The following is a 13325-nucleotide window of genomic DNA, read 5'->3' as shown; positions in this document are numbered from 1 at the left end:
TAAAGAGGGACTTTCCACCCATTTATATTTGGGCTTTTACTCCCTCCTTTATTAAAGGAGGGTTGGGGAGGATTTAAAAATTACTCAGCAATAATTTTTGCAGATTCAATGACAACATTTTCTAAAGGAACGTCAGCGTGATAACCACGGTTACCAGTACGAACACCTTTGATCGCTTCAACAACGTCTAAGCCTTCAGTTACTTTACCAAATACTGCATAGCCCCAACCTTGTGCTGTTTTACCAGTGTGGTTAAGGAAAGAGTTGTTTTTCACGTTAATGAAGAATTGAGCAGAAGCAGAGTGAGGAGCTTGAGTACGCGCCATTGCAATCGTACCTTCATCATTACTTAAACCGTTGTCAGCTTCGTTTTCAATAGAGTCACGCGTAGCTTTTTCTTTGAAATTTTCATCCATGCCACCGCCTTGAATCATGAAACCGTCAATCACACGGTGGAAGATTACGCCATCATAAAAACCATCACGAACGTATTCTAAAAAGTTAGCAACAGTTTTAGGTGCTTTTTCAGAGTTAAGTTCAAGAACAATGCGTCCTTTGTTGGTGTTTAATTCGACTTGAGGAAAACTCATTCTATAATCTCCTAATCATGACAAAAATGTCATGGGTTTTTGGTTGAGAGAAGCATAAGCAAACTGTAAACTACATAGCAAGCAAAAACGTGATTTTCTTTGTTAATATTTTCGAAAATTCGTTTTTATTGATCCTATTTTAACTTTTAGAAGTGATTTATCAACTATGAAGCCAAATGATGTTGTTTCAGAACTGCCGAAAACCCCGACAACCAATACTGCATCTGTCGATAATGCGCAGCAAGAACAACAGGCAGGTTTGGACTTTGTACGCCAAGTGATTACTGATGATTTGGCAGCAGGTCGCACTCAACAAGTCGTGACACGATTCCCACCTGAACCAAACGGTTATTTACATATTGGTCACGTCAAAGCGATTTGTTTGAACTTTGGCATCGCAGAAGAATACCAAGGTTTATGTAACCTACGTTTTGACGATACCAATCCAGATGCTGAAGAACAAGAATATGTCGATGGTATTGCCAATGATGTGAAATGGCTTGGTTTTGAATGGAATGGTGAGCCTCGTTATGCATCGAGCTATTTTGATCAGTTACACGCTTGGGCGATTCAATTGATCAAACAAGGTGATGCTTATGTTGATTTGCAAAGCCCTGAAGAAATCCGTTTAAATCGTGGTAATTTTGTCGATTTAGGTAAAAACTCTCCATACCGTGATACTTCGGTCGAAGAAAACCTTGCACGTTTTGAACAAATGAACAATGGTGCGTTTGGCGAAGGCAAAGCGGTATTACGTGCCAAAATTGATATGGCGTCACCAAATGTTCACATGCGTGATCCGATTTTGTACCGTGTACTCCATTCTGAACATCACCAAACAGGTGATAAATGGAAAATGTACCCGATGTACGACTATGCGCATCCATTATCTGATGCGATTGAAGGTATTACCCATTCATTATGTACATTGGAATTCCAAGATCACCGCCCGTTCTATGATTGGGTGGTTGAAAAAGTTAAATCGCCATCTGTACCACATCAGTACGAATCTAGCCGTTTAAACATTGATTACACCATTACCTCTAAACGTAAATTGCGTAAATTGGTTGAAGGCAATCATGTAAGTGGTTGGGACGATCCGCGTATGCCTACAGTGGTGGGTATGCGTCGTCGTGGTTTCACACCTGAAGGTTTACGTGATTTCTGTAAACGTGTTGGTGTGTCTAAAACGGATGGTATTGTTGATGTGGCAATGCTTGAGTTCTGTATTCGCCAATCTTTGGAAAATACCGCAGCGCGTGGTATGGTTGTATTAAATCCACTCAAAGTGACTTTAACGAATCTGCCTGAAGATATGGATTTGAGCCATGCACGTCATCCAAACGTGGATATGGGCGATCGTATCATTCCTTTAACATCAGAAATTTACATCGACCGTAAAGACTTTGAAGAAGTACCACCAAAAGGCTTTAAACGTTTGATTCCTGAGGGTGAAGTGCGTTTACGTCATGCTTATGTCATCAAGTGCGATGAAGTGATTAAAGATGCAAATGGCGAAGTGATCGAGCTAAAATGTTCGATTGATCCTGAAACTTTAGGTAAAAACCCTGAAGGACGGAAGGTGAAAGGTGTTGTGCATTGGGTATCTGCGACTAAAGGTATTCCTGCGGAAGTACGTGTTTATGATCGTTTATTCACAGAGGCTGCACCTGATGCCGATGACGATTTCTTGAAATGTTTAAATCCAGATTCGTTACAAGTTTTGCAAGCGGTGATTGAACCTGCATTGGCGCAAGCAAATCCTGAAGATCGCTTCCAGTTTGAACGTGAAGGATATTTTGTTGCAGATCAGCACGATCATACAAGCGATAAACCTGTGTTTAACCGTATCTTAGATTTGAAAGACAGTTTTAAACCGAATAAGTAATTTTAATTGAAGTATTAAACCCAGCTTCGGCTGGGTTTATTTTTTGATAAAAATATTGAAATGAAGTCATGAAAAGATATACATTGTATATGTATAAAAATTAAACAGGTTTGTGTCATGGCGATACAATTTGATTTTGTCACTGTTCATAAAAAGCCGAATATTCATTTTGATGGTCGATCTATCAGTTATCTGATTGAATGCCAAGATGGTTCGAAGAAAACTTTAGGTGTGTTGCTTCCTACAGAAAAGCCTTTAACTTTTGAAACGCATGTCCCTGAGAGAATAGAAATTATTTCAGGAAAATGTCTGATCAAAATTGGGGATGGGGAATTTAAATCTTTTTCTGCGGGTGAGTATTTTAAAGTTCCTGAAAATAGTCGCTTTAGTATGCAGTCAAGTGAAGTTGTAGACTATGTTTGTCATTTAGAATAATGCATTTTTTATTTTAAGATTTTGAAAATAAAAATAATATGTTGTTATCTTGATTGTGTTTTTTGAAAATAATTTTGTAAATACTCAATAAAAACGCTTACTTTTTGTGGAACAAGCTTCCGATCAGGGATGATGGCATAAACTTGTGTAGGCTCAACAGTATAGTCGGACAGTACTTGGACTAATTTTCCAGATGCTAAATCTTCCTGTACATGCCAAAGCGAATGATTGGAAATACCAACGCCTGCCAAAGAAGCTTGGCGAATGCCATCACCTGAGTTGGAAATAAATTGTCCTGATACCTTGACCGAATAGGCATTATTTTCATTATCAAACAATTGCCATGTATGGCTTAAACCTTGTTGATGGTTTTGCACAATACATTGATGCTGTAATAAGTCACTAGGTGTTTTAGGCATACTATGATGTGCTAAATATTCAGGTGCTGCGCAAAGTAGGCGTGGATTATCCATCAGTGGTTTGGCGATCAGACTTGAATCCTGTAATTTCCCAATACGAATGGCGACATCAAAGCCATGTTCGATCAGATCTACATTTTGATCATTTAAGTCTAAAATTATATTGAGTTTTGGGTGGTGTAAGAGAAATTGAGCAATCACAGATGTAAGTATTTTTGCTCCGAATGTTGCTGAAGCTGTCAACTTGAGCGTTCCTGTTAATTCCTGATTTTGTTCCAATAAATTATCTTTGAGTGTTTGAAATTCTTGAATGAGTGGATAACCTTGTTTGAGTAAAATTTTTCCTTCATCCGTCAGCGTTAAACGCCGAGTAGTTCTGTAAAATAGCCTAAGCATTAAATGCTGTTCAAGTCTTTGAATTCGTTGACTCGCTACTGAAACTGAAATATCGGCTTCTTTGGCAGCCTGACTAATTGAACCGAGTTCTGCAGCACGGACAAAAAAGTGAAAATCATCAGTATTCATAATCAGTGCGCCTTATCTCAACATTTTTAAACGATTTTCCAAAAACACAAAACACAAAAACAATTATCAAGAAAATCAGAAAAATGATTGTTGATTATTCGTATTTATTTGAATATTTACGATGATTATTCTGTGATGAATCAATCACTGATGGTAGATTCACATGAAATATAACTTTCTAGGCAGTTCAGGATTACAAGTTTCAGAACTTGGTTTTGGTGCAGGAACATTGGGAGGTAAGGGACCATTATTTTCAGCATGGGGGCAGGCAGATCAGACTGAAGCCAATCAAATGATTCAGCAATGTTTAAACGCAGGTATTAACTATTTTGATACAGCTGATGTCTATTCAGATGGTGAATCTGAACGGATGCTTGGAAAAGCATTAACCAATCAACGTCAACAGGTCATTATTTCTACTAAAGTTGGCATACGAAGCAATGAACAAATCAATAATGTAGGTTATTCACGTCATTATCTGATCCACGCTGTAGAGCAGTCTCTAAAGCGTCTAAATACCGACTATATAGATGTGTTACAACTTCATCAATTTGACAGTTTTACCTCACTAGAACAACTGATGTCATCTCTAGATGAACTGGTTAAAAGTGGTAAAGTTCGTTATATCGGTGCATCCAATTTTGCAGGATGGCAGCTAATGAAAGCCCAAGCAATTGCGGATCGTTATGGTTATGAAAAATTCAGCGCACATCAGATTTATTATTCACTGATTGGACGTGATTATGAATGGGAACTGCTGCCTTTAAACCACGATCAAAAAATTGGCGCTGTGGTCTGGAGTCCACTAGGTTGGGGTAGACTGACGGGTAAATTTGATCGAAATCATCCATTACCTGAACATAGTCGTTTACATGAAACAGCGCAATTCGCACCACCAGTCAATGAAGAATATCTGTATCAGGTTTTAGATGTGCTTCAGGATATTTCACTTGCAACGGGTTATTCTATTCCACAAATTTCACTTAATTGGATATTGCAACGACCAACAGTTTCAACTGTCTTGATCGGCGCTAGAAATTCGCAACAATTGTCTGCAAATCTTGAAGCGAATCAATTTAAATTGAATGAAGATCAAATCCAACGATTGGATACTGTAAGTGCGATTTATCCGCCTTATCCCTATTATCCTTATTGGAATGGACAATTTTCAGAACGATACCATGCACTTGTTAAATCCAATTTTATAGCATAGTAAACAAACTGATCAAAAAATGATTAACAAAATAAAAATACCGCATCTATAAATGATGTGGTATCACATTGTTTATACATTCAATTTGGAGCAACACAATGAACCCAACCATTGAAACCCAAATGCTGATCCGTAAACCGATCAATGACGTTTTTAATGCTTTTATCAATCCTGAAATCACCACGCAATTTTGGTTTAGTCATTCAACTGGAAAATTAGAACAGGGCAAAACTGTAGAATGGCGTTGGGCTAAATATGAAGTGACCGCACAAGTTAAAGTGTTAAATATCATTGAAAATAGACTGATTCAAGTGATTTGGGGAGATCCGAAATCGACAGTAGATTTTATTTTTGAACAGGTCAGTGCAGAGCAAACCTACTTAAAAATCAGAAATTACGATATTCCATTACAAGGGGCGGAATTGATCGCTTTTGTTGTCGATGCTACAGGTGGATTCACAACAGTCATTGATAATTTAAAAGCTTATTTGGAACATGGTATAAAATTGAATCTAATAGATGACAAATTTCCACCATTTAACCGTTAAGTTTTTGTAAAAAAAATGTTAATTTATTTTTATTAAATTATTGTAATTTAATTAATTATTGACATTTATCGGAATGCTATTCATATTGAGGTTGAGCGTTATGCTCACCTTGAAAAAAACGTGATATTTCTCGTTCCCTGCTTCGGTAGGGTTTTTTTTGCCTAGTTGTTTTATTTTTTAGATTGTTGTTCTTTAATCGATAAATAAGTTGGAAGTTTAAGTTTAGATTGGGCTCTCAGTTTCATTTTTATATATAAAACTAAAGCAAAACATGTGGTTGCAATCGTTAAAAATAAACCATTCATATAGGTCATAATAGAGCTGATATAACCAATCGTGGTTAAACGGTTCATCATTTTGACCACTTGAGGACTACTTTCAATTCCTGTGATTGCCCAACTACAGAGGTGTTCACAATTATTAATAATTAAATGGTAATTATTTTCATGCATGCGTGAACGCATACGGCGTACCACATGGCGACCTTTAAATTTGGGCTGTTCATATTGACGAATATGGATGGTTTTACCATGAGCAAACTTTTCTAGTGTGGTGATTTCAATCGGGCGTTTTTTGAAAAGGTGTGCAAAACCAGAATAATGAATGACGCGTCCCTTACCGGCGTAAATCCCATGATGGCTATAGCCAAAATGTTTTACGATAAGATGCGAACCTAGAGCATACTTTGTTGTTACTGATTTAATCTGCATATTCCACTCAGTTCAAATAAAGTGTACACATGTATTTAATTGAAAGGACAGAGCCATTATAGCGATGTCATGTGAATATAGAAGCCTTGAAATTGATAATTAAGTAAAAATTTGCATCTAAAATGATAAATAATATTCATTTATCGAAGCTATACAGCTTAGAATAGGGGGGATTTCTATAGAATTTGTGTACATGATATGAAGCTAAAAGTGTCTTTACCGTTGCTATTATCGTGGTTTGGTATGAGTGGAATGCCATCACAAACGCTAGCCAATACCGAATATTTTGAAATTAAGCATAACAATCAAGTTATTGCAGATGTTGTCAAAATCGATGAATTTCATAAACTAAAACTAGCCTTAAATGATGCACAAAATAAGCCTTTTAAACGCTTTTCAGCAATTCTGAAAAAACATAAAGATTGTCGACTTAGTTTTGCAATGAATGCTGGGATGTATCACGCAACGTTTGAACCCGTAGGTTTATATGTCGAACAGTCAAAACAGCTTTATCCCTTGAATCTTCAAAAAAATCAATTTGGTAATTTCTTTATGCAACCCAATGGCGTGGTGGCTTGGAATAAAAATAAAGCAGTCATTCAAACCACGCAACAATTTAAAAATACAGATTTCCAATCCACCTATGCCACGCAGTCAGGTCCGATGTTGGTGATAAATGGAAGCATCAATCCGATTTTTGTGAAAAATTCAGAATCATTGAAAATCCGTAACGGTGTTGGAATCAAAAACAATCAGTTATATTTTGTGATTAGTCGTGGACGAATCAGTTTTTATGATTTTGCTGATATTTTCAAAACACAATTAAAAATCAACCAAGCCTTATACTTAGATGGTTCTATTTCCAGTGCATATATTCCGCAAGCCAAACGCAATGATCAAATTTATGAATTAGGACCGATGTTTATTTATGATGAATCAAAACAATGTGATTGATGAGCTTAGGTATTATTATTTTTAGGAATCTAAAAAGAGCAATATTTATGCTAATTTTTTTAACATGCGTACTGCTCTTAGGTGACTATAAGAAATTATTGTTTAACCATTCCAAGAATTGACGATTGCGCTTTACATGCTTGAATTGCTTCATCTTTAGATAACTTCTTAATTTCTTCTTCAAACGCTTTCTTTTGTTCTTTTAACGATTCTTCAGGCATGCCACTTTGCTTGCCGAGTTCTTCCATGTGTTTCCACGATTCTTCACACTCTTTAGGTAAGCCACCGCAAGCAGTTAAAATTGTACCCAATGCCAAAACTGGAATTAAACGTAAGAGTTTCATATTGATATACCTTTAAATTTTTGAGATTTTAAGTTAGACGCTAACTTGTTTTTTAATTTCCGTTATTTGATGTATAACATGTACAAATGACTGAAAAATGAATTTATATTTGAAAATAAAAAAGACTTCTTTCGTTAAGTGTTACAAGTGAAAGAAGTCTACGCTAAAACCTTAATTTAACCAAATCCAATAGAATGGATTAAAAACGATAACCCATTTTTAGACCATATCCAATCGCTGTATTGTCCTTATAGTCTCCTTGTTGGGCGATTTCAGAAATACCAGGAACAGGGAGGTAGTATGTACCATCTTGTGCTGTTGCATCACCAATCCAAATATATTTCACACCACCTGCAATGAAATAGTTTGGTGCAGGATTATATTGCACACCTAAGCCTAAGCCCCAGCCACCTTTAGTTGGGTTGAGTACAGAGGCAGGATTGCCTGTACCAGAGTCCCAAGACACATCCGCAGAAGCTGCCCATTTTTCTGTAAATTGATGACCTAAACCCAGTGTGACGCTGTATTGATCTTTATGATAATCATCAAGATTGAAACCACCTGAGTAAAGCCCTTGGCTGAGTTCACCTGTCGCCATTTCAGTCAAAGCCCCAAACTGTGTCGGTCTTAACTCAAACTGTTTCCAATTGACCCAACGTGCATTTAAATATGCCAGTGTATCTTTATAAACCCCAGTTTGAAAATCTAAATTGACCGATTGAGGTGTGGTAATTTCAGTTTTTGTATCAGCAGTGAGGACTAGAGGCTCGCCAAAAATACTTTCAGTTGCTTGTAACTTATGCTTAATTTCAGAGCGATACGTCACGGCAGCTTTTAGTGCAATTTCTGGAATTTGGAATGCTGCACCAGCAAGCCAACCAACTGCATTATCTTTTTTAAAATCGGCATCATACCCATTGAAAATACTCATGGAATTACCACGAAGTTTCACATTACCTTTTACAGTTTGATAAACACCGCCTGCATAGAGGTTGAAATGTGGGTCAGGTTGGAAGCCAAAGAGCATACTAATATTTTGGGTATCGACATTGGCCTCAGTTCCTGTTTGACTGATCTTGTTGTCTGAAAATGTATTATTGTCACGTAAAGGGTATTTGACAGCTGCACCGAAGGGTTGGTCATAGATCAAACCAAAAGACACCATCGGCGCGATTTGGAGTTTGAGTGCAACATTATAATATTGAAAAGATTCTGCCATATCTCCAGTGCTGAGATCGGTACTTCCTACATTGACAAGATCTGGACGATCTCGAACTTTACCCGATACATCAGGATCGACCACAGCGATACTGGCTTCAACGTAATTTTTATCTTCAAGAAAGGCTAAAATCGACTGTCCAGACTGATCCATTGCAGCTGAGTGGCTATATGTCGTCGCTAAAATCGGCAACATACTTAAAATAAGTGGTTTTATTTTCATTCTATTCTTCCTTGAATATTATCGTTATTACCGTATAGAAACTTTATAAATAATCTAACCCAAAAGGCTAATTTATAAAGCTTTTATACGATTCTTTGATCAACTTAGTGAATCATTTTTAAGCAAGTGAATAAAGGGGAGATTTGACCAATATAAGGGGGGATTTTCGGACAATCTCTTTACAAATCATGCATAAAATCAATCTATTTGAGAGTGTTCTCTCACGATTGTGCTTATTCAATATACACTCTGATTCATTGCAAAAAGGTTTACTGCCCAAAGGATAGCTAATTGAGTCGAAACTCATTAGTATTTAGTCTGAATTACCACATCGAAAAATTAGGGTAAAATTTACTTTAAATTTTTTAATCTTTTATTTTTAAATGGAATTTTTATAAAGTCATGAGTTATAAACGATCCTCTGTGATGGAAGAAAAGATGCAACAAAACCGTGAGATGATTTTATTGTCTGCACGGGAATTGGTTGCACAAGGAGGATTTAAAGATGCGCAAATTCAAGCGATTGCAGATCGGGCAGGGGTGTCGAGTGGTTTGGTTTATCGCTATTTTGAAAATAAAAATCAGGTTTTAATTGAAGTTTTAAATGCCGCAATTCATATCGAAGTCAATATTCTCAATGATATTGCGCATACCGAACAGACTGCTGTGGAAAAGTTACATCGTGCAGTGACGACCTTTGTGAAACGTGCGATGAACAGCCCACGTTTGTCTTATTCACTTTTATTTGAACCTGTCGATCCACAATTTGAATTGGAACGTTTTCAAAGTAAGCAATTGATTAAAGAAAGTATTCTTAAAATACTAACCGAAGGTCGCCATTCTGGTGAATTCATTTTTGAAGATCTAAATACCACGGCACTATGTATTGTGGGGGCGATGACGTTCGTGGTGATTGAGCCTTTAAGTATTGCTAAAACCAACCGTTTTGACAAAACCTATAAAGAATATTTTGTGAAGCAAATTGCTGATTTTTGTTTGCAAGCGGTGAAAGTGAAGCAAGTTCAAGATGTTGAATCGTCGAAGTAGCCGTATTAAAAATCTCTAAATTCAACATTCTTAAAGGATGGAAAGATGGCAAAGGATTTTAACAACCCTGTTGTAGTCGATGGCTATGATGAGCATATCCGTAAATTGATTCCAAGTTATGAAATGATTCATTTGCAAGTGCATGCTTTATTGAAAACCTATGCGCCGTCGAACGCAAATATTTTAGTGGTTGGTTGTGGTACAGGCTATGAGTTGAAATATTTAGCTGAACAATTTCCTGATTGGACATTTACAGCGATTGATCCTGCACCGAATATGATTGAAAAAGCGCAACAATATATTGCGGATTCAGGGCTTTCAAATCAGGTTCAATTTGTACAGGGTGATACTTCAGTTTTATCCAGTTTAAATGAAACTTTTGATGTTGCATTGGCAATTTTGGTTTCGCATTTTGTACCGACACAACAAAAAGGACATTTTTTTAAAGATATTGGAAATAGCCTAAGTAAATTTGGATTGTGTTTAAGTTATGAACTCACTCAAATCTCAAATCCTCAACAATTAGAAACCTTGAAAATACTTGCTTTAAAAACAGGCTTATCTGAGAAGCAGGCTGAGGTTATGGCAAATCGTATTGATCAAGACTTTGCATTGATCAGTGTAGATGAAATGAAGCATTTATATCAGCAAGCAGGGTTTTCTACTATAGAAACCTTTGCACAGGTATTGAATTATTATGGTTTTATTGGATTAAAGAGCTAAAAAAATCCCTTCAACTTGATGCATAATTTTCATGATGCAAAAGTAAGTGAAGGGATTGTTTATTCTAAATTCAATTTTAAAAGCTTATTTCTCTTTATCTTCTTTCTCAGCGTCTTTTACTACGACATTGACATCATATAAATGTGCAAAAGCAGAAAGTAAGCGAACTTTTGGATCAGCGTCAGAAATTTGAATATGATCTTGATCATTGATTTGAATTAATTTCTCAGTCACGAAATATTGTAAAAGCTGTTCAATTTCAGTTTGAACTTCAGATTCATCCCATTTTAAGAAAAAGGCTTTCTGAATTTCAGGATAAAGTGCAATCACTTGGCTCAATAAATCAGCTTTAGCAATGACAAAAACTTGTTGTTCAGTCTGTGTCTTCAATACTTTGGCAATTAATGCAGGCAGAATAAAAGTATGCAAAATGTTGTTACTAAAGTACTTTAGTAAACCGACTTGGGTATCACTGACTTTTACCCAGCGCTCATTATCATGTTCAATCAATTCAACTTGCTTAAGCTTCATTGCATATTGAATGATTTCTTGATTTGAAAGCTCTGTCATTTTCATACGTTCATCATAACGATATAGTTTGAGCAAGTTTCTTAATTGCTCTAAACGTTGGATGACTTCACGTTCAGCCAAGGCATGTGTCGGTGCATTTAATAAAACAAGAGAAATCAAGCTGATTGGATTAATCACGACTGCTTTATTGATATTTTCTAAAATTTCGATCGCAACATCATTCACCGTTGCTTTAACCGAAGCAGGCATTTCTTCATGTAAAGCAACATGTTCAGGTGCATTGTGTTTTTTGAGTAAGTCATCAAGGAACACTGGCTCACCTAAATTTACATGAACGACACCAAAGACTTTTTCAATTTTTTGAATAGATTTTAACAATCCAAACAATGATTCAGCTTGTTTCTTTTGCCCTCCTAATTCTTTGATATAAGAGCTGCCTTCCATCAATTTTTCATAACCGAAATAGGTTGGAATGAATGCAATTGGCTTACTATTACCACGTAAATGACTCTGAATGGTCATAGCGAGCATGCCCTTTTTCGGTGCAAGCAATAAACCTGTACGTGAGCGGCCACCCTCGATGAAATATTCCATCGGTGTATTACGGCTGAGCATACTGTAGATATATTCTTTAAAGACAGCAGTGTAAAGTGCATTCCCATTGAAACTACGACGAATGAAGTACGCGCCCGCGCCACGCATCAATTGTCCAACCACAGGCATATTGAGGTTAATACCCGCAGCAATATGCGGAATCATCAAACCACGGTTATAAATCACATAAGACAATAATAAATAGTCGATGTGGCTACGATGGCACGGCGTGTAGACAATTTCATAATCTTTGGCGAGTTCACGGACTGTATCGAAATTATGCACTTCGATTCCGTCATAAAGCTGTGTCCAAAGTTTGGTCAGGGCAATCTCAGCAAAGCGCAAAGTTGAATATGAAAAATCCGAAACAATTTCATCTAAATATTTATGGGCTAAATTTTCAGCCTCATTGACACTGATTTTTTTATGAATGCTTTCATTCAGAATGGCTTCTTTGACGGCTTCCGACATCATTAATTTTTTAATGACGTTACGACGGTCAGAAATATCAGGACCTAAAATGGCTTCTTTATAGCCATTAAACTGTTTGTTGAGTTCAGTCACCACATAATGTGCAGGTGAGAAGTTCGGTGTAAGCTCAATAGCTGAATCAATTAGTGAACGTAACGAAATCGCTTGATGGAATTCGATATAGTTATCACGTCCATAGAGCGTGATATTGAGCGCTTGTTTAATCCCCGTCGGTTTCGTCCAAGCATCTGCCATCAAAGCTTTATACCAACTGTCCTCATTTTCAGGCGCGCGTCCCCAAAGAATCGTAGTGGGTACTAAAAGCACATCTTGTTCAGGATGTTTTAATAAAAATTCAACCAGACGAATAATTTTGTCAGGATAATAAGCTGAAGCGTTACTCTTACTCGGTTCTAAAATAATGAAAGAATCATCTTCTTGATAATTCTCAGATAAAACCAATGGTGCAAAAGCAGGGCTTAAATTTCTTTTTTCTGTTTCATTGTCAATTAAGACTTTATTTGATGTTGAATCGTCTTGAATCACATAGCAAATCGGTGAATTTGGTGTATTCGGATCATGTATAGTATTTTCCAGTTTTTCTGTATCACCTAAAACTTGTGGGCTTACGATTTTATCTAAGATTTTTTTTGTAAATTGTCGGTAAAATTTTTGATAAGCATTGCTTGCCATAATATTCTCTAGGTTAGCGTCATAGCGTTATTATGCTTGAAATAATATACAAATATACACTTTGATTTGATGACAATTCAGTCAAACAATTTGCTTAAAAACTAAACTTATGATTTATATGAATAATCTATTTCGATATAGATATAATTAAATTCAGTAACCGAATATCAAAGTTTCATAAAAAAGCATTATGATAGAG

The 13325-nt window shown here is 36.4% G+C and carries 13 protein-coding genes; 7 read left to right on the top strand and 6 right to left on the bottom strand.

All coding sequences use genetic code 11. The annotated features are described in order from the left end of the window. Positions 1-80: 80 nt before the first annotated feature. Entirely contained in the window at positions 81-590 is a 510-nt protein-coding gene (locus tag BEN71_RS10735) for a peptidylprolyl isomerase (protein ID WP_068974279.1), read from the bottom strand. 166 nt (positions 591-756) lie between these two features. On the opposite strand from BEN71_RS10735, the gene BEN71_RS10730 reads away from it, so the two are divergent. Beyond that, a complete protein-coding gene (locus BEN71_RS10730; protein WP_068974278.1) occupies positions 757-2478 on the top strand; it encodes a glutamine--tRNA ligase/YqeY domain fusion protein in 1722 nt (573 codons plus the stop codon). A gap of 117 nt (positions 2479-2595) precedes the next feature. Beyond that, positions 2596-2913, top strand: a complete 318-nt coding sequence (locus tag BEN71_RS10725) for a pyrimidine/purine nucleoside phosphorylase (protein ID WP_068974277.1) — start codon at positions 2596-2598, stop codon at positions 2911-2913. Positions 2914-2957: 44 nt separating this feature from the next. Here the strand turns inward: BEN71_RS10725 and BEN71_RS10720 are convergent, their stop codons facing one another. Further along, the gene (locus tag BEN71_RS10720; protein WP_068974276.1) at positions 2958-3857 is read right to left on the bottom strand and encodes a LysR family transcriptional regulator; all 900 of its coding nucleotides are present in this window, start codon (positions 3855-3857) and stop codon (positions 2958-2960) included. 163 nt (positions 3858-4020) lie between these two features. On the opposite strand from BEN71_RS10720, the gene BEN71_RS10715 reads away from it, so the two are divergent. Further along, complete coding sequence (locus BEN71_RS10715) at positions 4021-5070, top strand: aldo/keto reductase (protein WP_068974275.1); 1050 nt, start codon at positions 4021-4023, stop codon at positions 5068-5070. Between the two features lie 98 nt (positions 5071-5168). Next, a complete protein-coding gene (locus tag BEN71_RS10710) occupies positions 5169-5618 on the top strand; it encodes an SRPBCC domain-containing protein (RefSeq protein WP_068974274.1) in 450 nt (149 codons plus the stop codon). 170 nt (positions 5619-5788) lie between these two features. On the opposite strand, the gene BEN71_RS10705 is transcribed toward BEN71_RS10710, so the two are convergent. After that, positions 5789-6328, bottom strand: a complete 540-nt coding sequence (locus tag BEN71_RS10705) for a lecithin retinol acyltransferase family protein (RefSeq protein WP_068974273.1) — start codon at positions 6326-6328, stop codon at positions 5789-5791. A gap of 198 nt (positions 6329-6526) precedes the next feature. Between BEN71_RS10705 and BEN71_RS10700 the strand changes: the two genes are divergently transcribed. Further along, positions 6527-7282, top strand: coding sequence for a phosphodiester glycosidase family protein (locus tag BEN71_RS10700; protein ID WP_068974272.1), 756 nt, complete (start codon positions 6527-6529; stop codon positions 7280-7282). Between the two features lie 95 nt (positions 7283-7377). Here BEN71_RS10700 and BEN71_RS10695 read toward each other — a convergent pair whose 3' ends face one another. Together BEN71_RS10695 and BEN71_RS10690 are read right to left on the bottom strand one after the other, a co-directional pair. Beyond that, positions 7378-7626, bottom strand: coding sequence for a hypothetical protein (locus BEN71_RS10695; RefSeq protein WP_068974271.1), 249 nt, complete (start codon positions 7624-7626; stop codon positions 7378-7380). 199 nt (positions 7627-7825) lie between these two features. After that, a complete protein-coding gene (locus tag BEN71_RS10690; protein WP_068974270.1) occupies positions 7826-9067 on the bottom strand; it encodes an OmpP1/FadL family transporter in 1242 nt (413 codons plus the stop codon). Between the two features lie 402 nt (positions 9068-9469). On the opposite strand from BEN71_RS10690, the gene BEN71_RS10685 reads away from it, so the two are divergent. Continuing rightward, positions 9470-10114, top strand: a complete 645-nt coding sequence (locus BEN71_RS10685) for a TetR/AcrR family transcriptional regulator (protein ID WP_162994927.1) — start codon at positions 9470-9472, stop codon at positions 10112-10114. Positions 10115-10159: 45 nt separating this feature from the next. Next, complete coding sequence (locus BEN71_RS10680; RefSeq protein WP_068974268.1) at positions 10160-10837, top strand: class I SAM-dependent methyltransferase; 678 nt, start codon at positions 10160-10162, stop codon at positions 10835-10837. A gap of 84 nt (positions 10838-10921) precedes the next feature. Here the strand turns inward: BEN71_RS10680 and plsB are convergent, their stop codons facing one another. Then, positions 10922-13126 carry a glycerol-3-phosphate 1-O-acyltransferase PlsB gene (plsB, locus tag BEN71_RS10675; RefSeq protein ID WP_068974267.1) on the bottom strand — a complete coding sequence of 735 codons (2205 nt, stop codon included), beginning with the start codon at positions 13124-13126 and terminating at the stop codon, positions 10922-10924. Positions 13127-13325 lie beyond the last annotated feature (199 nt).

Source organism: Acinetobacter wuhouensis, assembly GCF_001696605.3.
GTDB lineage: Bacteria > Pseudomonadota > Gammaproteobacteria > Pseudomonadales > Moraxellaceae > Acinetobacter > Acinetobacter wuhouensis.
The sequence above is the reverse complement of the archived record's forward strand: the minus strand, read 5'-3'. Positions and strand labels throughout refer to the sequence as shown.